Origin of the sequence: Pseudomonas sp. MAG002Y, assembly GCF_019400845.1 — a bacterium.
Lineage (GTDB): Bacteria > Pseudomonadota > Gammaproteobacteria > Pseudomonadales > Pseudomonadaceae > Chryseomonas > Chryseomonas luteola.
In genome coordinates, this window is sequence record NZ_WOEJ01000018.1 from 78,630 (window position 1) to 100,536 (window position 21,907).

24 protein-coding genes are annotated in these 21,907 nt (G+C 54.4%); 6 read left to right on the top strand and 18 right to left on the bottom strand.

Annotation, left to right across the window (positions count from 1 at the left end; genetic code table 11):
- Nucleotides 1–13: 13 nt before the first annotated feature.
- From hemW to GM154_RS21310, 8 genes are all read right to left on the bottom strand, one after another.
- Entirely contained in the window at nucleotides 14–1,171 is a 1,158-nt protein-coding gene (gene hemW, locus GM154_RS21275) for a radical SAM family heme chaperone HemW (RefSeq protein ID WP_219653281.1), read from the bottom strand.
- On the bottom strand, nucleotides 1,168–1,761 hold the full coding sequence (rdgB, locus tag GM154_RS21280; protein WP_125887769.1) for an RdgB/HAM1 family non-canonical purine NTP pyrophosphatase: 594 nt from the start codon (nucleotides 1,759–1,761) through the stop codon (nucleotides 1,168–1,170). Before rdgB ends, hemW begins: the two co-directional genes overlap by 4 nt.
- Before the next feature lie 130 nt (nucleotides 1,762–1,891).
- A complete protein-coding gene (gene metW / locus GM154_RS21285; protein ID WP_219653282.1) occupies nucleotides 1,892–2,491 on the bottom strand; it encodes a methionine biosynthesis protein MetW in 600 nt (199 codons plus the stop codon).
- 10 nt (nucleotides 2,492–2,501) lie between these two features.
- Nucleotides 2,502–3,641 (bottom strand): homoserine O-acetyltransferase, encoded by a 1,140-nt coding sequence (locus GM154_RS21290; protein WP_219653283.1) that lies wholly within the window; start codon nucleotides 3,639–3,641, stop codon nucleotides 2,502–2,504.
- A 106-nt stretch (nucleotides 3,642–3,747) separates the two neighbouring features.
- Nucleotides 3,748–5,703 carry a dynamin family protein gene (locus GM154_RS21295; protein WP_219653284.1) on the bottom strand — a complete coding sequence of 652 codons (1,956 nt, stop codon included), beginning with the start codon at nucleotides 5,701–5,703 and terminating at the stop codon, nucleotides 3,748–3,750.
- A gap of 158 nt (nucleotides 5,704–5,861) precedes the next feature.
- Nucleotides 5,862–6,494 (bottom strand): YggT family protein, encoded by a 633-nt coding sequence (locus tag GM154_RS21300; RefSeq protein ID WP_010795405.1) that lies wholly within the window; start codon nucleotides 6,492–6,494, stop codon nucleotides 5,862–5,864.
- 9 nt (nucleotides 6,495–6,503) lie between these two features.
- Entirely contained in the window at nucleotides 6,504–7,322 is an 819-nt protein-coding gene (gene proC / locus GM154_RS21305) for a pyrroline-5-carboxylate reductase (RefSeq protein WP_219653285.1), read from the bottom strand.
- Between the two features lie 11 nt (nucleotides 7,323–7,333).
- Entirely contained in the window at nucleotides 7,334–8,038 is a 705-nt protein-coding gene (locus GM154_RS21310) for a YggS family pyridoxal phosphate-dependent enzyme (RefSeq protein ID WP_219653286.1), read from the bottom strand.
- Between the two features lie 73 nt (nucleotides 8,039–8,111).
- Between GM154_RS21310 and GM154_RS21315 the strand changes: the two genes are divergently transcribed.
- Nucleotides 8,112–9,146, top strand: coding sequence for a type IV pilus twitching motility protein PilT (locus GM154_RS21315; RefSeq protein ID WP_010795402.1), 1,035 nt, complete (start codon nucleotides 8,112–8,114; stop codon nucleotides 9,144–9,146).
- Nucleotides 9,146–10,285, top strand: a complete 1,140-nt coding sequence (locus tag GM154_RS21320) for a PilT/PilU family type 4a pilus ATPase (RefSeq protein WP_219653287.1) — start codon at nucleotides 9,146–9,148, stop codon at nucleotides 10,283–10,285. Before GM154_RS21315 ends, GM154_RS21320 begins: the two co-directional genes overlap by 1 nt.
- A 3-nt stretch (nucleotides 10,286–10,288) precedes the next feature.
- Here GM154_RS21320 and GM154_RS21325 read toward each other — a convergent pair whose 3' ends face one another.
- From GM154_RS21325 to GM154_RS21335, 3 genes are all read right to left on the bottom strand, one after another.
- Nucleotides 10,289–11,707, bottom strand: coding sequence for a UdgX family uracil-DNA binding protein (locus GM154_RS21325; protein WP_219653288.1), 1,419 nt, complete (start codon nucleotides 11,705–11,707; stop codon nucleotides 10,289–10,291).
- 2 nt (nucleotides 11,708–11,709) lie between these two features.
- On the bottom strand, nucleotides 11,710–12,921 hold the full coding sequence (locus GM154_RS21330; RefSeq protein ID WP_122041883.1) for a putative DNA modification/repair radical SAM protein: 1,212 nt from the start codon (nucleotides 12,919–12,921) through the stop codon (nucleotides 11,710–11,712).
- Between the two features lie 97 nt (nucleotides 12,922–13,018).
- Nucleotides 13,019–13,687: a C40 family peptidase gene (locus GM154_RS21335; protein WP_010795398.1), complete on the bottom strand. Its 669-nt coding sequence runs from the start codon at nucleotides 13,685–13,687 to the stop codon at nucleotides 13,019–13,021.
- A 208-nt stretch (nucleotides 13,688–13,895) separates the two neighbouring features.
- Between GM154_RS21335 and GM154_RS21340 the strand changes: the two genes are divergently transcribed.
- The gene (locus GM154_RS21340; RefSeq protein ID WP_219653289.1) at nucleotides 13,896–14,243 is read left to right on the top strand and encodes a TM2 domain-containing protein; all 348 of its coding nucleotides are present in this window, start codon (nucleotides 13,896–13,898) and stop codon (nucleotides 14,241–14,243) included.
- A 108-nt stretch (nucleotides 14,244–14,351) separates the two neighbouring features.
- Here GM154_RS21340 and GM154_RS21345 read toward each other — a convergent pair whose 3' ends face one another.
- From GM154_RS21345 to gshB, 7 genes are all read right to left on the bottom strand, one after another.
- The gene (locus tag GM154_RS21345) at nucleotides 14,352–15,623 is read right to left on the bottom strand and encodes a dihydroorotase (protein ID WP_125887765.1); all 1,272 of its coding nucleotides are present in this window, start codon (nucleotides 15,621–15,623) and stop codon (nucleotides 14,352–14,354) included.
- Nucleotides 15,624–16,622 carry an aspartate carbamoyltransferase catalytic subunit gene (locus GM154_RS21350; protein WP_019364347.1) on the bottom strand — a complete coding sequence of 333 codons (999 nt, stop codon included), beginning with the start codon at nucleotides 16,620–16,622 and terminating at the stop codon, nucleotides 15,624–15,626.
- 18 nt (nucleotides 16,623–16,640) lie between these two features.
- Complete coding sequence (pyrR, locus tag GM154_RS21355; RefSeq protein ID WP_010795394.1) at nucleotides 16,641–17,153, bottom strand: bifunctional pyr operon transcriptional regulator/uracil phosphoribosyltransferase PyrR; 513 nt, start codon at nucleotides 17,151–17,153, stop codon at nucleotides 16,641–16,643.
- Nucleotides 17,150–17,611 (bottom strand): Holliday junction resolvase RuvX, encoded by a 462-nt coding sequence (gene ruvX, locus GM154_RS21360; protein ID WP_019364349.1) that lies wholly within the window; start codon nucleotides 17,609–17,611, stop codon nucleotides 17,150–17,152. Before ruvX ends, pyrR begins: the two co-directional genes overlap by 4 nt.
- Nucleotides 17,612–18,181, bottom strand: a complete 570-nt coding sequence (locus GM154_RS21365; protein WP_010795392.1) for a YqgE/AlgH family protein — start codon at nucleotides 18,179–18,181, stop codon at nucleotides 17,612–17,614.
- 51 nt (nucleotides 18,182–18,232) lie between these two features.
- Entirely contained in the window at nucleotides 18,233–19,126 is an 894-nt protein-coding gene (locus tag GM154_RS21370) for an energy transducer TonB (RefSeq protein WP_219653290.1), read from the bottom strand.
- 108 nt (nucleotides 19,127–19,234) lie between these two features.
- Nucleotides 19,235–20,197 carry a glutathione synthase gene (gene gshB / locus GM154_RS21375; RefSeq protein WP_010795390.1) on the bottom strand — a complete coding sequence of 321 codons (963 nt, stop codon included), beginning with the start codon at nucleotides 20,195–20,197 and terminating at the stop codon, nucleotides 19,235–19,237.
- Between the two features lie 229 nt (nucleotides 20,198–20,426).
- On the opposite strand from gshB, the gene pilG reads away from it, so the two are divergent.
- From pilG to GM154_RS21390, 3 genes are read left to right on the top strand one after another with little or no spacing between them, the layout of a single operon-like run.
- Complete coding sequence (gene pilG, locus GM154_RS21380; protein ID WP_010795389.1) at nucleotides 20,427–20,834, top strand: twitching motility response regulator PilG; 408 nt, start codon at nucleotides 20,427–20,429, stop codon at nucleotides 20,832–20,834.
- 39 nt (nucleotides 20,835–20,873) lie between these two features.
- Nucleotides 20,874–21,239, top strand: a complete 366-nt coding sequence (gene pilH / locus GM154_RS21385; protein ID WP_010795388.1) for a twitching motility response regulator PilH — start codon at nucleotides 20,874–20,876, stop codon at nucleotides 21,237–21,239.
- A 24-nt stretch (nucleotides 21,240–21,263) separates the two neighbouring features.
- Nucleotides 21,264–21,800, top strand: coding sequence for a chemotaxis protein CheW (locus GM154_RS21390; protein WP_074824906.1), 537 nt, complete (start codon nucleotides 21,264–21,266; stop codon nucleotides 21,798–21,800).
- Nucleotides 21,801–21,907: the final 107 nt, after the last annotated feature.

The window sequence follows — 21,907 nt, forward strand, 5'->3', positions numbered from 1 at the left end:
GCGTCATGTCTCCTTAGTCAGACAGAAAATGCTGCAGCACATCATTCAAAAAAAGCTGCCCTCGGGACGTAGGGGCCAACCTGGTCGAATCCTTCTCAAGCAGACCTTTGCCGCGTAGCGCTTCCAGTGCCCCAGATAGGCTTTCCAGGGGCTGGCCGGTTCGCTGTGGATACTGCTCACTTGAAACGCCTTCTACCAGGCGAAGGGCATTCATCATGAATTCAAAGGGCAGCTCTGCTGGCGTCAGTACACGCTCACCGGCCTGGAAATGCTTGGCAGAATCCAGATAGTCCTTGGGAAGGCGCGTCTTCCAGGTGCGAATAATCTGACCATCAGGTGCGCTCAGCTTGGCGTGGGCGCCCGCGCCAATTCCAAGGAAGTCACCGAATGTCCAGTAATTCAGGTTGTGACGTGCCTGGCGTCCAGGCTGGGCATAGGCCGAGGTCTCGTATTGCCGATAACCCATTTCGGCAAGTCGAGCCTGTCCCGCTTCCTGTATATCCCAGAGGGTATCGTCTTCAGGTAGCTCAGGCGGCTGGCTCCAAAAGACGGTATTGGGCTCCATGGTGAGCTGATACCAGGAAATATGCGTAGGCGCGAGGGCAATCGCCTGTTCAAGATCTGCCATCGCATCGGCAACGCTCTGGTCTGGCAGGCCGTGCATGAGGTCCAGATTGAAGTTATCGAACCCTGCCCGACGTGCCATCTCGGCGGCTCGAACCGCTTCGTCCTGCCCGTGGATCCGGCCCAAGGCTTTTAACTTGGCATCTTGAAAACTCTGGATGCCAATTGAAAGCCGGTTGATGCCGAGCTGCCGGTAGGCGGCAAACTTGTCCTGTTCGAATGTCCCTGGGTTAGCCTCAAGGGTAATTTCGATATTGGAAGCAAAGGCAACGCGGCGTTCGACGCCTTCAAGCAAGCGCCCCAGCGCCCTGGCTGAAAACAGACTGGGAGTACCACCTCCAAAAAAGATGGAGGTCAGTGGTCGGCCATGCACATGGACAAGGTCCGCATCCAAGTCTGCCAGCAAGGCATCGACATAGGCCTCTTCAGGTAGCTCGGGTCCTGCTGCATGCGAGTTGAAGTCGCAATAAGGACATTTACGCACGCACCACGGAATATGGATATAGGCCGACAGGGGCGGCAGTTCGAACGAGGCTGATCGAATCAAAGTCCGAGCCGCTCACGAAGAATAGCCATGGCACGGGCACGGTGGCTGATACGGTTCTTTTCCTCAGGTGCCAGCTCTGCGCTCGAGCAGTCCCGCTCGGGCACCCAGAAAAGAGGGTCATACCCAAAGCCATGCTCACCTCGGGCTTCGAAGAGGATGCGCCCTTCCCAGATCCCTTCACAAACGATAGGAAGCGGGTCATCAGCGTGGCGAACCAGGGCCAGCACACTGACAAACTGAGCGCCACGCTCGGCTTCAGGAGTGCTTTCAAGAGCCTTGAGCAGCTTTGCATTGTTCGCGGCATCGCCGCGTCCTTCTGCATAGCGTGCCGAGTAGATACCGGGCGCGCCACCCAAGGCGTCGACAGCAAGGCCGGAGTCATCGGCCAGGGCGGGCAGGCCGGATACACGCGCTGCATTACGCGCTTTGAGAATGGCGTTTTCAATAAAGGAAAGTCCAGTCTCTTCCGGTTCGACCTGACTGAATTCACCGACGGAGCGCACCTTGACGGCATCACCCAGCATGGCTTGAAGTTCTTTGAGCTTACCGGCGTTGTGGCTGGCCAGCACCAGCTCGGACAATTGAATCATGTCGTGTCATCTCTGGTTTAAGGCGGAGACAGGCGAATGTCTGCTCGCATGATATGAAATCTGGAAAGTCGATGTACGTGATTCAGATGGCGGGTCATGACGTCATCTGAGTCAGCGTGACGAACCTGTCTTACAACAACTGGCCCGTCACGCGATAAATACCGATCTCGCCCAGGAGGTTGGGCCACAGGCGGCTACCAATGCCGTGGCGGTGCTGACGGTCAACGGCCAGCCGGTCAAGCACCTTGACCTTGAGTTCGTGGCACAGACGCTCGAAATCCTCAAACGTACAGAAGTGGATGTTCGGCGTGTTGTACCAGGTATAAGGCAAGAACTCCGATACCGGCATTCGCCCGTTACGGGCCAGATACCAGCGGCAGCGCCAGTGACCAAAGTTCGGGAAGGTAATGATGCATTCTCTGCCTACGCGCAGCATTTCCTCAAGAATACGATCAGGATAATGCACCGCTTGCAGGGCCTGGCTCATGACAACAATGTCAAAGCTGTTGCTGGCAAAATTCCCCAGCCCCTTATCCAAGTCCTGCTCAAGGACGTTTACACCTCTGCGAATGCACTGCTTGATGTTTTCGTCGTTGATCTCAAGGCCATAGCCGGTGACCTGCTTGTTTGTCTGCAGATAGGCAAGCAGCTCGCCATTACCACATCCCAGGTCAAGGACCCGGCTACCGGCGGGAATCCAGTCTTTGATGATATCCAGATCGGCACGCACGTTCAGGCCCTCATACAGCAATGCGATTCATATAACTAACGAAGGCTTCCAGGTACCGGGGGATCGGTAGAAGAAAAGCGTCATGCCCTTGTGGCGCGTCGATGTCGAGATAGCTGACATTCTTTTTCGCTGCAATCAAGGCATCCACGATCTCGCGTGAGCGGGCCGGTGAGAAGCGCCAGTCTGTCGTAAAGGACATGATGCAGAAATCAGCCTTAGCATCTGCAAACGTTCTGACTAGATCACCATCGTGTGCACTGGCGGGATCAAAGTAATCCAGCGCTTTGGTCATCAGCAGGTAGGTATTGGCATCGAAGCGGCCTGAAAATTCTTCGCCCTGATAGCGCAGGTAGCTTTCGACTTGAAATTCCACACTGTGGAAGTCGTAGTTCAACTTGTCTGTCTTGAGTTCGCGGCCAAACTTCTGCCCCATTGCGTCATCGGACAGATAGGTGATGTGACCTACCATGCGGGCCAGCATGAGTCCTCGCTTGGGTACGACGTTCTGCTCATAGAAGCGACCCCCATGAAATTCTTCATCAGTCAGAATGGCTTGGCGTGCCACTTCATTAAACGCAATGTTCTGAGCTGACAGTTTGGGCGCCGAGGCGATAGCCATGCAGTGACGTACACGATCAGGGTAGCTGATGGTCCATTGCAGGGCCTGCATGCCTCCCATGCTGCCGCCTACGACGGCCGCCCATTGTTGAATGCCTAGCGCATCAGCCAGACGTGCCTGGCTATTGACCCAGTCTTCCACGGTAATGACGGGAAAGTCGGCGCCGTAGGGCTTTCCTGTAGCAGGATTGGCGCTGCCTGGGCCTGTTGATCCGTTACAGCCGCCCAGGTTGTTCAGTGCGACGACAAAGAACCGGCGGGTATCGATGGGCTTTCCTGGACCGATACAGCTGTCCCACCAGCCCGGCTTGCGATCCTCCATGCTGTGGTAGCCCGCCGCATGGTGATGGCCGGACAGGGCATGGCAAATGAGCACGGCATTGCTACGGTTTTCGTTGAGCTCTCCATACGTCTCGATGACCAGATCGTACTCGGCCAAAGACCTGCCGCAAGCCAAGGGGAGCGGCTCGGAGAAGTGAAGGACCTGAGGCGTAACCAGGCCTACGGAATCAGGGGGTATGACGCTGGGCATTTAAGGCTCTTATACGTGAGAGGGCGCCAGTCTAAAGAGCGCCATCGCAAGCGGCAAGCATCCTGCAAGCAGGGTGCTTGCCGCATCGGATAAAGGCCCGATGTGGCTAGGCGACACTTACCCCGGGGAGAGCGACGACCTTGGCATGGCGTTGGGCCGGAGCAGGGCGGCGCAACTGTCGCAAGATATCGTTGGCCTCATCAAGCTGACCTGCCAGTGTTTCGCAGTAGGTTTGCAGACGACTCTTCTGTTGCTGGGTATCCAGCGCCTGCTGGGTCAGCGCCTTGAGCTCCAGCATATTGGATTCCAGCAACTGCTTGTGCTCGCGAGTAAACTGAATGAGAGGCAGCAGGGCAACCTCGTTCCAGCGTTTGGCTTCCCGACAGGCCTGCTCATGCACGAAGACCGCTTCCTTTACCAGCGTTGCAAAGAACCGGCGAGTCAGCACACGCTGTTCAGTAAACAGCGTTTTCATCTGACGACGGAAACGATCCGACTTCTGCTGTAGCTGGCGAAGCGCACGAATCTGCGCTTTGACACGCAAACGGGGAGCATCCAGGCGATGGCCAGGATTTTCTTCGTTGTGACGCTGGTAAATCGACTGAAGAACCTTGTTCGCACGTTCACCCTCGTAGTAAAGGGATAACATGTCGTGTTCGACGCTTTGGAAGAAGCGATGGATCGCTTCGCTGATGCCTAGTGTGGTCCAGCTTCCTGCAAGGTTATTGCGTACGTCGGTCAGGTGCCTTTCAAGGCGTGCCGGGTTCAGGGCATCGTTAAGTAGGACGGCCTGCCCCTGAAGCATCCGCTGTGTGGTGCGCAGGTTAAGTAGCCGCTTGTGATAAAGCGCATGCTCCTCACGTGTTTTTTCTATCTGCTCTGCCAGCGTCGAGCCGGTAGCGGCATTTTCCAGTAATGCATGTTGCCGCTTCATATCCTCGAAGCGTTCGCCCAGAAGCGCATGGCTGCTCGCCAGAAGTGAAATCACCTGATTGACCACTCGGCTTTGTAGCAAACGCTCTCTGTGCCCAACGATACGGTCACAGAGCAGGCGTTCGAGGGCGGCCAACTGGCTGCGCTCAAGCAGCGCTGTGTCATGGCGTACCTTGGCAAGCAAGGCTTGCTTGGCAGACAAGGGCAGTACATCCGTCATGGGAATGCCCAGATGACGAGCGCTGACCTCACGAATGCGCTGGATGGACTGATCGACGGATTCGTCACCATTCAGGTCGCCCCAGAGGGTATCGATCTTGTTGAGTACCGCGAACAGCGAGCCTTCCGCGTCGTCACTGGTTGGCTTGATGTGATGCTCCCACAGCTGAAGGTCGGAGGCTGTAACCCCCGTATCGGCCGCGAGCAGAAACAGTACGGCCTGAGCGGCTGGAAGCATCGAAAGTGTCAGTTCAGGCTCACTGCCAAGCGCGTTGAGGCCTGGCGTATCAAGTATGCGCAGGCCCTGACGCAGCAAGGGATGATCGAAGTTGATGATCGCATGGCGCCAGGTCGGGATTTCGACCATTCCGTCCTTGCTGGGCTTGTCCAGTTGCTCGGCATCGAATCCAAGGGATATGGCCTGCTCAACCGGCACTAGGCGCGTTTCGGCGACCTTTCCGAGCGCAGCTGCCACGAGGTCCGGCTGTTCGTAATCCAGTGCAATCTGTTGCCAACGGGCCGTATCGCTTCTCAGATCTGCAATACTGAGGTCATCCAGCCGTGATTCGATAGGTAGAAGCCGAATATACGGGGCTTCTGCCTTGACATCATAGAAGAGCTCGGTAGGGCACATGGTTGTTCTGCCAGCCTGGGACGGCAGCATGCGTTGCCCATAGTCGGCAAAGAACAAGGCATTGATCAGTTCGGTTTTTCCACGCGAAAACTCGCCAGCGAAAGCCAGCGTAATGTGATCGTCGCGCAGGATCTGAACACAGCGTGCCAGGGTTTCATCAAGGCTTTGCGAATTGAGGCGATTACGAACAAGCCAGCCGCTGTAGCGATTGATCTGCTGTATGAGTTCAAGCTTCCAAGTCGCGTAGGCATCGACTTGCTGAGACAGACGCTCCATACCCCATCCCTGTCATCATCATGAGCGTAATAAAGGGCGGTACGGTGCCGTAAGGCGGGTCTTGCGTCAATCAAGACCCGACGGGATTCTCTAGGCGGTCACGCAAAGTGTGTGAATGGTTAACGATAAAGGCCCCACCGAACAGATGGGGCCATCGCTTACAGGAACGGTGCGAGGACCGACGGCATACCTGACATCATGGCCAGGTTGTTGATGACCAGCATGTCGATCAATTTGATTGCAATAAACGCGAAAATGGGCGAGATATCCAGCCCGCCCAGGTTGGGCAGAAGGCGACGGAAAGGTGCCAGAACAGGTTCGCAGATCTGGTTTACAAGCTGGGCGCTGGGGTTGTAACTGCCCGGCGCGACCCAGGAGAGAATCACGCTGATGATCATGGCGAAGAAAAAGACCTTGAGAAACAGGGACGCCACGGCAATCAACGACCAGATGAACAGATGGGCAATTGCTCCGCCGACGCCATATTGCATGGTGATCAGGGTGAGGCCGTTTATGCCTTCAACGTTGGTCAGGAGGAGCAGCAGAACCATGAGAACCAGCTGTACCAGTACCGCAAGCGCCAGCGATGCCAGATCGATGCCGCCAAAGCCTGGAATGACTCTGCGTAGCGGGCGCAGCAAGGGTTGTGTGGCTTTGACGATGAATTGACTCAGGGGATTATAAAAATCTGCCTTCACGAGTTGTAGAATGAAGCGCAGCAAAACAATGAGCAGATAAAGACTGCCAAGCGTTTGCAGAATAAGAATCAGGGCGGTATTCAATCCGTACATGACTACTCCTTATTTACCGAGCTCTTCCGCCAGCTCGGCCGAGCGGCGTGCAGCCGCTGAAAGTGCTTGTTGAACGAGGGCCTCGAAGCCGCCCTCCTGAAAGATCTTGATGGCCTGTTCGGTAGTGCCGCCAGGTGAAGTGACGCGGCGGCGCAGTTCGGCCGGTGACGCCTCGCTGTTCAAGGCCATCTGGGCAGCGCCAAGGGCTGTCTGCAGGGTCAGCCGTGCTGATGTCTCCCTGTCCAGGCCAAGTGCTTCACCGGCCTGGGTCATGGCTTCCATCATCAGGAAGAAATACGCTGGGCCGCTGCCTGATACTGCCGTTACGGCATCCAGTTGCTTTTCGTCTTCTACCCAGACGGTAAGGCCTACGGCAGACAGTAACTGCTCAGCCTGATCGCGCTGGGTTGATGACACATGCTCGTTGGCATACAGGCCGCTGGCACCCTGGCGAAGCAGTGCCGGGGTGTTGGGCATGCAGCGCACCAGGGCACGCTCGCCTAGCCATTGAGTCAGGCTGGCACAGGTGATTCCAGCTGCAACAGAAACGATCAGCTGAGTGCCGGTAAGTGCGCTGGAGAGCTCCTCACAGACGCTTTTCATGACCTGTGGCTTGACCGACAGGACAATTACATCAGCCTGTTGGGCAGCCTCAAGGTTAGACGTGAATGTCTGAATCCCATGGTCAGACTCAAGCGCTGAGCGTTGTGCAGCGTCAGGATTGCTTGCAGTAATGCAGCTGGCTGGCAGTCCCTGTGCGAGAAGACCTCCAATCAGACTGGCCGCCATATTTCCGGCGCCGATAAAGGCGATGCGGGTATCGCTCATAGGTAAATTCCTTAATGAGAAGCAGGCGAAGGGGTTGCGCTGTAATGTCTGGCACCAAACAGTGCTGTACCGATTCGAACCCAGGTCGCGCCCTCGGCAATCGCTGCTTCCAGGTCGTGGCTCATGCCCATGGACAGGGTATCAAGATTCAGGTTCAGCGCCTCGCTGAGTTTTCGTAGGGATGAAAAGGCAGCATGCTGCGCCTCAGGTTCCGTAGCGGCTTCTGGTATAGCCATCAGCCCACGTAAGACGAGGTTGGGCAGCTGAGCAACGGCACGGGCCAGCTCAGGCAGTTCTTCTGGCAAACATCCTGACTTGCTGGCCTCACCACTGATATTGACCTGTAGGCAAATATTGAGCGGGAGCATGTTCTCTGGGCGTTGCTCGGAAAGCCGCTGGGCGATTTTCAGGCGATCAACGGAATGCACCCAATCGAAATGGCTAGCGACCGAGCGTGTCTTATTGGATTGAATCGGGCCGATGAAATGCCAGATCAAGGGCAGATCTTTCAGCATCTCCTGCTTCTGGATCGCTTCTTGCAGGTAGTTCTCGCCAAAATGTTGTAACCCGCAGTTGTACGCTTCGCGTAGATCCGATGCCGGTTTGGTCTTGCTGACGGCAAGTAGACCAACGGTCTCGGGATCACGACCACAAGCCTGCGCTGCGGCTTGGATACGGGTGCGTACTGTTGCGATATTTTCAGCTATCGTTGACATTCAACCTCGTTCTCTAAATACCGCTGCTGATAAGGCGGCATTCTACCTGCTTGTTTGTATTAAGGGAGTCTTCATGGATATCACGGAACTGCTGGCGTTTTGTGCCAGACAGGGTGCATCCGACCTACACCTGTCCTCCGGTTTGCCACCCATGATCCGTGTCGACGGCGATGTTCGACGCATCAACCTGCCCGCTTTCAACGACAAGCAGGTGCATGCGCTCATCTACGACATCATGAATGACAAGCAGCGCAAGGATTATGAAGAATTCCTTGAAACCGACTTTTCGTTCGAGGTGCCAGGCATTGCACGCTTCCGTGTCAATGCCTTCAACCAGAACCGTGGGCCGGGTGCCGTATTCCGTACTATTCCCTCTAAAGTGCTTTCGATGGAAGAGCTGGGAATGGGCGATGTGTTTCGCAAGATAACCGATGTTCCTCGCGGTCTGGTGTTGGTCACCGGTCCTACAGGCTCCGGCAAGTCAACGACGCTGGCGGCCATGCTGGATTACCTGAATAACACCAAGTATCACCATATCCTGACCATCGAAGACCCGATCGAATTCGTTCACGAGTCCAAGAAATGCCTGGTCAACCAGCGGGAAGTGCACCGCGATACTCTAGGCTTCTCGGAGGCATTGCGCTCTGCGCTGCGTGAGGACCCGGATATCATTCTGGTCGGTGAGCTGCGTGACCTTGAAACGATACGGCTGGCGTTGACCGCTGCGGAAACCGGACACTTGGTATTTGGTACGCTGCACACCACATCGGCCGCCAAAACGATCGACCGTATCGTGGATGTTTTCCCGGCCGAAGAAAAATCCATGGTTCGCTCGATGTTGTCCGAGTCCCTGCAGGCCGTTATCTCTCAGACCCTTGTCAAGAAGGTCGGCGGGGGCCGTGTGGCTGCCCATGAAATCATGATTGGGACGCCTGCGATCCGCAACCTCATTCGTGAAGACAAAGTGGCGCAGATGTACTCTGCCATCCAGACAGGTGGTGGTCTTGGAATGCAAACGCTGGATATGTGCCTGAAAAACCTGCTGGCGAAGGGGCTGATCAGTCGCGACAGCGCTCGTGAGAAAGCCAAGATTCCGGAGAACTTCTGATGGAATTCGAAAAGCTGCTGCGGCTGATGGTCGAAAAGGGCGGCTCCGATCTGTTCATTACGACTGGTGTTCCACCGTCCATGAAGGTGAACGGTCGTGTTCTGCCGGTAACCAAGGAGCCGCTTTCGCCTGATCAGGCTCGGGAAGTGGTCCTTGGCGTCATGAATGAACAGCAGAGAGCGGAGTTCGCCGAAAAGCATGAATGTAATTTTGCGATCAGCTCTAGAGGCGTGGGGCGTTTTCGGGTAAGTGCGTTCTATCAGCGTAACCTGGTGGGCATGGTGCTTCGGCGTATCGAGGTAAACATCCCTACGCTTGATCAGTTGCGTCTGCCCGAGGCATTGAAAAAACTGTCCATGACCAAGCGTGGCCTAGTGCTGTTCGTCGGGGCAACCGGCACGGGCAAATCCACGTCGCTAGCTGCCATGATTGGTCACCGCAACAAGAACTCCACTGGCCATATCATCTCGATCGAAGACCCTATCGAATACATTCACCAGCACCAGAACTGCATTGTGACGCAGCGGGAAGTAGGCCTGGATACGGAGTCTTTTGAGGTCGCGCTGAAGAACACGCTTCGTCAGGCACCTGATGTCATCATGATCGGCGAGGTACGTACTCGGGAAACCATGGAGTATGCGGTGGCATTCGCCGAGACCGGCCACCTGTGTTTGGCAACGTTACACGCTAACAATGCGAACCAGGCGTTGGAGCGGATCATCCACTTTTTTCCGGCTGATCGGCATCAGCAGATATGGATGGACCTTTCGCTTAACCTCAAGGCCATTGTTGCACAGCAGCTGGTACCAACGGTTGACGGAAAGGGGCGTAGGGCGGTTATTGAAGTACTGATCAATACACCGCTGGCGGCAGATCTGATTCGAAAAGGGGAGGTTCATGAGCTCAAGCCGCTTATGAAGCGCTCAACAGAATTAGGTATGCAGACCTTCGACCAAGCGCTTTACCAGCTTTATCGAGACGGTGAGATCACTTACGAGGATGCTTTAGCGCATGCAGACTCTGCCAATGATCTGCGCTTGATGATCAAGCTGGGCTCCGAAACCGATGCGGATCATTTGACGAACATTACTCAAGGACTCTCCCTGGATATGGGTGAGGACAGCAAGCGTTTCCGATAACCTTTAAGGCTCAAGTAGCTGCCTGGCCTGTACCAAGGCTGCGGTAAGCGCTGCTTGGGCCTGTCTCTGCCTGGCTTCCTCGGGTACGCGCAGAACATAGGATGGGTGATACGTGACGATCAGCCACCGCCCCTGCCACTGTGTAACACGACCCATATACTCACTCAATGAGCCTGGTTTTCTGTGCATCAGGGACTCCAGTGCGGTAGCCCCTAATGCAACAATGACGTCCGGCTTGATGGTATCCAGCTCGTTCTCGAGCCAATGGCGGCACGGGGCGATCTCAACGGTAGGGGTAACGTGTTTGCGTCGACGTCCCTGTTGCGTCCACTTGAAATGCTTGACGGCATTGGTCAGATAGAGCGATTCCCGCTGTAGGCCTGCCTCTCGAATAGCTCGATCAAGCACCTGCCCAGCCGGCCCTATGAAAGGGCGGCCTTGCAGATCTTCCTGATCGCCGGGCTGCTCGCCTATCAGGAAAAGCCTCGCATTGAGAGGCCCCTCGCCTGGAACGGCTTGAGTGGCGCGCTGCCAGAGCGGGCAGCGACGGCAGGTTTCCAGGGTGCTTGGTTGTTCGCGTACCGGTAATACCTTAGCAGCTGATACGGGTACCGTTTTTCCTGTCTGTTCGCTTACGCTTTTCGCTTGGGCCGTTCGCTGCGTACCGGTGCGCGCCTCGCTAAGCAGTGTGGGGATCAACGGTCCCTCCGGCAGGTCTTTCCAGAATCGCCTGGGCATATGTCCCGTCATGACCTTGGGGTTGGCGCGGGCGGGATTGAATGTGCTTGCGTAATAAGCCATCCAGAGGCGCTCGCCATCATCACGTTGCTGTTTAGCAAGCGCTTCCAGTCCTGTGGGGCAGGGGGCCTCGAGCGTTAATGTCTTTCCATCCCATAATGCGGCTGCCTCCGGTGTGGCGATCAGCCAGGAGGTATTCCCCATCCGGTTGCAGAAATGTGGAGCGGCCAGCGCCAACACATCATGAGCCGGTTCATGCCACGCAACGTAGTGGGGGTTACCCGCATGCTCGCTCCGCTGTTTAAAGCGTAGGAAGGCATGTAAATGATGAATTTCTCGTCTGACTGCCTTGGCCCAACGGTGCAATTCACTGCCGTCCTCGTCACCGGCCAGCATCGCCGCTTGATCACCTCGTACGACTCGCCACAGGACACGGTATAGCAGTGCCCAACGCTGGGGATGTCGATAACAGGCTGCTAAGTTCAATAAGTCTGCAAGTTGTCTGGGTACTCGGATAGTTGATGAGGCCCTTTCCAATGGCTGTGCATCTGCGATAGCAAACAAATCATTTGATAGAGGCTCGGTTTGCCAACTGATTTCATGGGGCGCTATGTCCTGCTCTAGCAACTGTCTGGCTACGCGCTGCCAACCTGCAAACGAGCCGTCAAAGGAAACAGTGCGCATGGTCACCAGAGCGCCAATTGGGCAGGCTTTTCACTGAGTTGGGTACGAAGGTGCAAGGATTCCGCAAGCATGGAGCTGGGACGATAATCGTGAACAATGATGAATGGCTTGGCTTTTTCCAGGCTGCAACGAAGACGAATGAGATCTGCATAGCGGATACGCCGTTGCTGTCTTAAGGTCACGAGGCGCTTGGCTGACAGCATCCCAATGCCTGGAACCCGAGCAATTAACGCAGGCTCCGCCTGATTGAGATCGAGGGGAAAAGTGTCACGGTTACTCAGAGCCCAAGCAAGCTTAGGATCAATATCCAGCGGGAGATTTCCACCTTCCGTTGGTAATTCCGTGGCCGTAAAACCGTAACCTCTAATAAGAAAATCTGCTTGATAAAGTCGATGTTCGCGCAATAAAGGCGGAGGTATGAGAGGTACGGAGTTCGGACTATCCGGGATGGGGCTGAACGCCGAATAGTACACGCGTTTCAGCTGGTAGGCGCCGTACAGGGTTTGCGCGGTATCCAGTATGGTCCGGTCATCAGTAGCATCAGCGCCTACGATCATCTGCGTACTCTGCCCAGCCGGTGCAAAGCGTGGCGCATTCTTTTCAGCGGCGGTTTCCTCCAGACCAAGACGGATCGTGCCCATGGCTTTTTTGATGCTGCGAACCTCCTTTTCAGGAGCAAGACGTGTCAGGCCCGATTCGGTAGGCAGTTCGATATTGACTGAAAGACGATCGGCATAAAGCCCTGCCTTGGCGATTAGTAAGGGATCTGCATCAGGAATGGTCTTTAGATGAATATAACCTCGAAACTGATGCTCCTCGCGCAGTAACTGAGCCACTCGGATCAGCTGCTCCATCGTATAGTCTGCCGAGCGGATAATTCCTGAGCTCAAGAAGAGACCGCTGATGGTATTGCGCCGATAAAAATCGAGCGTAAGTTTTACAACTTCTTCCGGCGTGAAACGGGCGCGGGGGACATTGCTGGACCTACGATTGACACAGTATTGGCAGTCGTAGAGGCAAAAGTTGGTCAGTAAGATTTTAAGCAGGGAGACGCAACGGCCATCGGGCGTAAAGCTGTGGCAAATACCCATGCCATCTGTGGCGCCTAGACCATCCTTACCCTTGGATGAGCGCTTGGGTGCTCCACTACTGGCACATGACACGTCATATTTGGCGGCGTCAGCCAAAACGATGAGTTTGTCGGTCAACTCCATGAAGCAGCCCTTTATACTGTATATGTGCACAGTATAAAGGGCTACAGAAAGTCTTCAACCGCTTCTGCTCAACGGTGGGCTTACGGTAGCGCTATCGTTAGGACTTGTGGGGATTAGGCGCACTACGTGGGCGGACCTGCTGTTCACTCGTGGCGACCATCTGGGGAAGAACACGCTTGGCTGAGGCGAAACGCGTTTTCCAATAGGGGCGGCTGAGATGATCAATTCGTACGCTTTCTCCACGACGTGGTGCATGGATAAAGCGGTCATGGCCCATATAAATCGCAACATGGTCAACATTGCGGCCATGTATCTTGAAAAAGATCAAATCGCCAGGTTTTAGATCCTTTTTTCCAACCTTCATGCCATCCATGCGAGCCAGCTCCTGAGAGGTACGAGGTAGCTCAAGATTCTGGACGTCACGGTATACATAATTCACGAGTCCGCTGCAGTCAAAACCATGCTTAGGTGTTGTGCCGCCCCAACGGTAGGGTGTCCCTAGTACATCGATTGCGCGGTTGACTACTTTGGTGCTTTCCTTGGCCGCAGCATGCTGAGCGGCAGCATGTGCTTGCACAATGGTTCCCGCCTTGGGCTTGGCAGGAGCATAAACATGTTGTGTACGTGCCTTGGGTTTATTGGCACGTGGTGCTGACTTGGCATGAGCCGGAGCGGCAGCGCGAGCACTAACGGCTTCTTTGGCCTGGACTGCCGTCACAGGCAGTACCAAACAGGCTGATAGCCAGGTAATGAGTAAAGAGCGCATTGTCGACGGACCTGATAATCAAAATCGCGCAACTTTATATCAGATCGATAGTTTTATTTCCGCTCCGCCGGTCGAGATATTTATCAAAAATCAGCGGTTCATGTCGCAAAAGGTTTCTATACCAGTTGGAATCACTGGCAGAATGACCAGTGAAATCAAAAAATCTTGCTTATGAAGCAGACATTACCGCTCTGTGACTGAGGTTGTCATGAAGTACCAAAACGATACGCATAGCAAAGTACTTGGATACCTGTTGTGGATTTTTGGCTTTCTGGGTGCTCATCGCTTTTATTACGGAAAGCCGGTTACCGGCACCATTTGGTTTTTTACGCTAGGCCTTCTAGGGGTTGGCTGGCTGATCGACCTGTTCCTGATCCCCAGCATGGATCGTGAGGCAGATATGCGGTTCCAGGGCGGTCGCGTCAATTACAGCATTGCGTGGATACTGTTGACGTTTCTGGGCATTTTTGGCGTCCATCGGTTGTACATGGGTAAATGGATCACGGCCATTCTGTACTTCTTTACCGGTGGATTTTTCCTGTTGGGTGTGCTGTAAGATTTCTGGACGCTGAACGATCAGGTCTCCATCGAGAATCGGCAGAAAGGAGGCGGTATTCTAGGGTAGGGATGAGCGAACCCGCTGTACACAGCGGGTTCGCTGGTTTCAGGCCTGATACGTTGTCTTGCCTGCAACCAGTGTGTGGCGAACCCTTCCTGGCAGCTCTACGTCCATGAATGGCGTATTGCGCCCGCGTGAAAGCCAGGGCTTGCCTACGGTGGTACGCTCTTCGAGCGAGAAGAGGACGATATCGGCTGGGGTACCTACTGATAACTGACCGGCAGGCAGATCCAATACAGAGGCAGGGCCACTTGTTAGCCTGTGAAGGGCAGTCGATAAATCCAGTAACCCTTCTTCTACAAGCTTCAGGGTCAGAGGTAACAACAGTTCTGCACTGCTGATACCGGGCTCGGTGGCTGCGAAAGGCGCAAGCTTCGCATCTTCTTCATGCGGCTGGTGATGACTGGCAATGGCCTGTACTACGCCGCTTCGTACTGCTTCACGCAACGCCTGCCTGTCTCGCTCAGTGCGAAGAGGCGGCTGCACATGGTAAAAACTGGAAAACCCTTCAAGCCGTTCATCAGTAAGGAACAGTTGATACAACGCTACATCGGCGGTGACAGGGAGCCCCCGTGCCTGCGCTTCAGCGATCATCTCGATTCCACGGGCGCTGGTCAGCTGGCTAAAGTGTGCTCGTACGCCGCTTTGCTCAACCAGAAGAAGGTTTTGGGATAGGGCAACGGTTTCAGCTGTCTCTGGGATGCCAGCAAGACCTAGGAAGCTAGCGGTAGGGCCCTCATGAGCCAGCCCGCCTTCTGCTAGATCAGCATCCTGAGACGTAAAGATAACCTTCAAATCAAAGGTCGCTGCGTACTCCAGTGCTCGCCGAAGCGTGCGCATGCCTGCCATGGGAGCCAGCCCATTGGTAAAGGCTACACAGCCTGCACTGTGCAATGTAACGAGTTCGGCAAGTTGCTCTCCGGCCAACCCTTTTGTCAGGGCACCAACAGGAAAGACACGCGCTTTACCTGCCGCTTGCGCACGATCCAGAATGAGTTCGGTGACCGCAGTAGTATCCAGTACGGGCTTGGTAGAAGGCGGACAACACAGGCTGGTTGTACCACCTGCTGCCGCTGCCTGCGTTTCGCTTTCTATAGTGCCTTTTCGGGTATGGCCTGGTTCGCGGAGCGACACATTCAGATCAACAAGGCCGGGAGCTGCTATCAGTCCAGAGGCATCAATTACAGTTTCTGCCTTGAAACCAACAGGGGCTTCACCCAAGGCAATGATATTGCCTTGGGAAACGTGAATATCGGTTATTTGATCGAGGCGGGTGGCGGGATCTATTACTCGCGCCTTGATAATGCTCAGAGTCACTTAGATATTCTCCTGCTCAAGTTGACGCTGGGCCGTTTGCCCGCTCATTGCCATGGATAGAACAGCCATACGTACGGCAATGCCGTAGGTCACCTGATTAAGAATCACAGATTGACTCCCGTCAGCGACGGCCGACTCTATTTCCACTCCACGGTTGATCGGTCCGGGGTGCATGACAATTGCGTCTGGTTTAGCCTGAGCCAGGCGTTGTGTGGTCAGTCCGAACAGCTTGTAATACTCGCCTTCGCTGGGCAGTAGCCCACCCTGCATCCGTTCGCGTTGAAGACGCAGCATGATGACTACATCCACATCTTTCAGTCCGGCCGTCATGTCCGTAAACGTTTTTACGCCATAACTATCTTCAAGGCCGATGGGCAGGAGCGTGCGTGGTGCGACGACGCGAATGTCCTGGCATCCCAGAGTCCGTAGCGCCAGCATATTCGAGCGCGCCACGCGGGAGTGCAGGATGTCCCCAACAATCGCTACAGACAGTTTTTCGAAATCACCTTTGTGACGGCGAATGGTGAGCATATCGAGCATGCCCTGTGTGGGGTGTGCATGACGGCCGTCACCGCCATTGATGATTGCTACCTGTGGACAAACATGCTCAGCAATAAAATGTGCAGCGCCGGAGTCGGCATGTCTGACTACGAACATGTCCGCCGCCATAGCTTCCAGGTTTCGTAAGGTATCGAACAGTGTTTCGCCTTTGCTGGTCGAGGAAGTCGAAACGTTCAGTGTGATGACATCGGCAGAAAGCCGCTTGGCCGCCAGCTCGAAAGTGGTTCGAGTCCGGGTTGAGTTTTCAAAGAAAACATTGCATACCGTTTTGCCGCGCAACAAGGGTACTTTCTTGACTGCGCGTGCGCCTACCTCAAGAAAGGAGTCTGCCGTATCAAGCAGTTCGGTCAGCAGAGGGCGAGGTAAGTCATCCAGGGAAAGAAAATGGCGCAACTGACCATTGGCATTCAGTTGCAAGGAACGCGTAGCGTTGGTCATGGCGGTAAGCCTTGAGTGTCAAATAGCAGAAGAAAGGGCTTTTCGTTCAAAGGCCAGGGGAGTAGGCCCTGTCAGCTTGATGCGCTCATCCGGACCCAAGGGAAGCGTTTGACCAACGATGTCGGGGCGAATAGGAAGTTCGCGCGCCTCCAGATCCAATAGGCAGACGAGGGTCACGCTGGCTGGGCGGCCATAATCGAACAATTCATTTAATGCCGCACGAATGGTGCGCCCGGTCATAAGCACATCGTCAACCAGAACAAGGTGCCTGCCTTCTATTTCAAAGGGGAGGGCAGAGGGTTGTACCTGTGGATGCAACCCATTCTGAGTAAAGTCATCCCGATAGAATGAAACATCCAGGGTGCCTAGAGGCCATTCATTCTGAAGAGCATCCAGTAGCGCTTGAGCAACCCAGACACCTCCGGTTCGGATTCCCACCAAGCAGGGTTCGCTAATACCCTTGCGCTCAAGGTGGCGAGTCAATTGATCCGCCATTTGCGGAATTAGATCGGTAGGATTCGGGGTGCTCATGCATTCTCCTGCGGAGGCTCGGGTTTGACCGTCTCGGCTTGGGCAGTAAGCCAGCCTTCAAGGAGCATGGCAGCGGCCAAGGCGTCGACAGGGCGTTCACGGTAACCATCACGCTGGCCTTGGGCAAGACGTACACCCTTGGCTTCGTATGTGGTCAGGCGCTCATCGTGGGTGTAAACAGGTAGATTGAATCGACCATTGAGGCGTCGTGCGAATTTCTCCGCACGTGTACTCATCTCGCTAGACGTACCGTCCATATTTAATGGAAGGCCCACTACCAGCGCATCGGGTTGCCACTCTTTAAGCAGGCTCTCAACCTTCGACCAGTCCGGCACACCATTTTGTGCTTTGAGAATGCATAGCTCTCGAGCTTGGCCTGTTACAGGCTGGCCCACCGCAACGCCTATCTGGCGCGTGCCGTAGTCAAATCCCAGTACCAGCTTAAATGAGGAAATCATTCAGGCATGACCCGATTGGCTGGTCAATAAGGATAGGTTGATACCTAACTGGGCCGCTGCTGCTTTCAAACGAAGCTCACTGGGAACATCGAACAGAATGGATGGATCGGCCTCGCAGGTAAGCCAGGCATTTTCAGCCAGCTCGACTTCAAGCTGGCCTGCTTCCCACCCGGCGTAGCCCAAGGCAATCAGGTGCTGCTCGGGCCCGTGGCCATCGGCTATGGAAAACAAGATGTCCTGAGAGGTGGAAAGTGCCAGCTCACCCAGCTCCAGTGTTGCCTGGAATTGCGGGCCGGATGGATGAAGAACAAAGCCGCGCTCGACTTGCACTGGTCCGCCGTTATAAATGGCAGTGCTTCTCGAGGAAAGCGGTGGCGCTTCATCAGGGCGCAGCTGTTCCAGAACATCTTCCAGATTTAATGCGCTTGGCTTGTTGATGATAATGCCCATGGCACCATCCTCGCCGTGCTCAACCAGATAGATGAGCGTCTGGGCAAAGTTGGAGTCCGCCATGTGCGGCATGGCGATCAAAAGATGGTTTTTGAGGTATTGCGGAGTGCTAGCGTTCATGCTGCTAGTTTCTAGCTTCATGTAGGAAGCTTCAAGCCTAACTCAACAACATTATTGGCTGGCGAGTCGGTCTCCACGCTCAAAGCGCCATGTCCTTATGATTTCAAGCCTGTCGATATCGCTGAGGTCTCCGCTAAACGGTGCAAATGGCGCAGCCAGGCGCACAATACGCAGGGCGGCTTGATCAAGCACGGTCTGTCCAGAGGATTCGAGGATTTGAACCTCGTAAAGCGAGCCGTCTCGGTTGATAGAGACCAGCAGGCGAAGACTTCCGTAAAGTCGTTCGCGGCGGGCTTGCTCTGGATAGTTCAGGTTGCCGACTCGTTCGATCTTCTTGCGCCAGTCTTCCTTGTACCAGGCGCCTTTGTCCTTCATGGTAGAGGCTGCATTGATCCGGTAGATCTTTGGCCGCTTGGCATACTGCTGACGCTCCTGGGAGAGCTGGGCCTCAAGGCTGGCTATTTCGCTTGAGATCTGAGAATTATCAAAGTGAGGTGTTTCTCGGGCGACAGCTTCAGGCTCGGGTTTTTCTTTCCGGGTAGGTGCCTTGTCCTGGCGTGCCGACTTGGTCGTGACGGCGGCCTTGGGGGTCTTGGATTCAGTGGTTTGCCGAGGGGAGGTCGGCTTGACGGCAGGCTTTATCTCGCTGTCTTTGAATGGCACCTCTTCTGTAGTGCTGGGTGCCAGTGCCTTATCAAGCGTGCCGCTGCCCTGCTGATTTTCCTGGGCCAGAAAATCCGCTTTCTCCGGCGCCTTGTCGCTCTTGAATGAAGCGAGTGTAATCTCAAGGGACTTGCTGACTTCACTAGGTTCCGGCATGGAAAAGCCCAAGCCCAAAATCAGAACGACATGAACCAGTGCCGCTATAAAGAGGGTAAAGCCAAGACGGTCTGCAGGGCGAACGGCAGAGGCGGCAGGCAGCGTATTTGGGATAGCGGCATTCATGATGAGTAGTTGAGATTACGCTATGAGAAAACTGCTAACCGGCAGGACGATCCTGTCGTGCCGGTTGATGACTATTTGAGGAAGTCTGAAGAGAGTTGGGACAAATGTCTATCGTCCAGGTCTCATCGCCACCTTCTTTTCGATGACATCCATCAGCCGCTCAGCGATGCGGGTATCGTAGGCGTTATCAATTTCCCGAATACAGGTAGGGCTGGTCACGTTGATTTCCGTCAGATGCTCGCCAATTACATCCAGTCCTACAAATAGTAGGCCACGCTTGCGAAGCTCAGGTCCTACCTTAGCCGCGATCTCTCTGTCCCTGTCAGACAAGGGTTGCGCGACACCCCGGCCACCCGCCGCCAGATTGCCTCGGGTTTCGCCTTGAGCCGGTATTCTGGCAAGGCAGTACTCCACGGGTTCGCCATCGATCATGAGTACACGCTTGTCGCCACTCTTGATAGCCGGTAGGTAGCGCTGCGCAATGATCTGTTGTGTTCCGTGCTGTGTCAGCGTTTCCAGTATGACTGACAGGTTCGGGTCGCCTTCGCGGTGTCTGAAGATGGACGAGCCACCCATTCCATCGAGCGGCTTGAGGATGACGTCCTGATGGGTTTGGGCAAATTCCCGAATCAAGTCGGCACGGCGACTGACCAGTGTAGGGGGTGTCAATTCTGGGAATAAAGTGGCAAAAAATTTCTCATTGCAGTCGCGAAGGCTGGAGGGCTTGTTAACAATCAACGATCCTTCCCGCTCTGCCTGTTCCAACATATAAGTAGCATAGACATACTCATTGTCGAAGGGTGGATCCTTGCGCATCAGAATGACGTCTAAGTCTGCAAGAGGAATGTCCAGCTCGTCATGCAGGTCGTACCAGTGTTCAGAATTTTGATGTACCTTCAATAAACGGCAGCGCGCACGAGATTTGCCGTCAAGGTGGTACAGGTCCTGCATCTCCATGTAATGTAGTGTCCATCCACGCGCCTGAGCAGCCCACAACATGGCAAGGGAACTGTCTTTTTTGTAGGCAATATGGGCAATGGGATCCATAACTATCCCGATGCGTATGCTCATTGATCGATTCTCCAAAGCAAACGGTTTGACGGCTCTGATCGGCCGACACTGATGAATGCTCAGAGTGGCGATAGCGCGCTTAGTTATCAAGAAAAACCGGTAGTCCGGTGGTTAATAGATAGACCCTGTAGACTGTGCTAAAAAGATTCGATTTCCAGCCGATAGCTTAAAAGGGCTGGAATGCATTGATAAAGGCGTCATAACTCGCCTATGTGGTGGTAAAGCAAACATGGAACAGTACTCCGAAGGTCTGAAGGTAATGGTAATCGATGATTCGAAAACGATTCGTCGAACCGCCGAGACGCTTCTCAAGAAAGTAGGCTGCGAAGTTATTACTGCCGTCGATGGATTCGATGCGCTCGCAAAAATTGCGGATAACCATCCCAACATCATTTTCGTTGATATCATGATGCCTCGTTTGGACGGTTATCAGACCTGTGCGCTTATCAAGAACAATAGCGCATTCAAATCGACGCCGGTCATCATGCTTTCTTCGCGTGACGGCCTCTTTGACAAGGCTAAGGGTCGGATCGTTGGGTCCGATCAATACCTGACCAAACCGTTCAGCAAAGAAGAGCTGATCGGCGCAATAAAAAACCATGTGCCTAATTTTACCCCAGTCGAGCATACGTCCTGAGGCGTCTGGTTCGTGGTACTGACCAAGTAGGATTCGAAAATGGCTAGAATTTTGATAGTCGATGATTCACCGACTGAAATGTACAAGCTGACCGCCATGCTGGAAAAGCACGGCCATCAGGTTCTCAAGGCTGAAAACGGTGCTGATGGCGTTGCCTTGGCTCGTCAGGAAAAGCCCGATGTCGTTCTGATGGACATCGTGATGCCCGGTCTGAACGGTTTTCAGGCAACCCGTCAGTTAACCAAAGACAGCGAAACCAGCCAGATCCCTGTCGTTATCGTGACGACCAAGGATCAGGAGACCGACAAGGTCTGGGGCAAGCGTCAAGGTGCGCGTGATTATCTGACGAAGCCGATTGATGAAGACACATTGTTGAAAACCTTGGCTGGTGTACTCAGCGCTTAAGGTCATTCAAGGCAGGATCTTCATATGAATGGAAGCCATACTCCTTATACCCTTTTCGCTCAGATCGATCAGCGATGCCGGGACTTGGCGGCGGGATTGCCTGCTCAGCAGGAGGTGGTGCGCTCATGGAGCGGGGTCGGGTTCCGTATGGGAGGCCGTCTGTTTGTTGCTCCAATGGGGGAGGTGAGCGAAATTCTCCATGAGCCTCGTTATACCCTTTTACCTGGCGTAAAAAGCTGGGTGAAGGGTGTAGCCAATGTTCGCGGACGCTTGCTTCCCTTGATGGATCTCAATGGATTTCTGGGCGGCGAGTCATCGTCTGTTCGTGCTCAGCGCCGTGTTCTGGTTGTTGATCACCAGGACATTTATGCTGGACTGATCGTCGATGAAGTGTTTGGTATGCAACATTTTTCAATCACTTCCTTCAGTGAAAAGTCCGCTGCGCCGATAGAAAAGCTAGAGGCTTTCATTCACGGGGTTTTTATCCGGGAATCGGAGTGGTTGGTTTTCAGTCCACACGCACTGGTTCAACACCAGCAGTTTTTAAACGTTGCCGCTTAGCGCACAACGTAACATCAGTATCGCCACGCTTCTCTGTATAAGACATGCAGGCGGACACATCCATGCTGAACGAGAGCCAGTCAAGCTGGCCATCTAATTGCATGGGC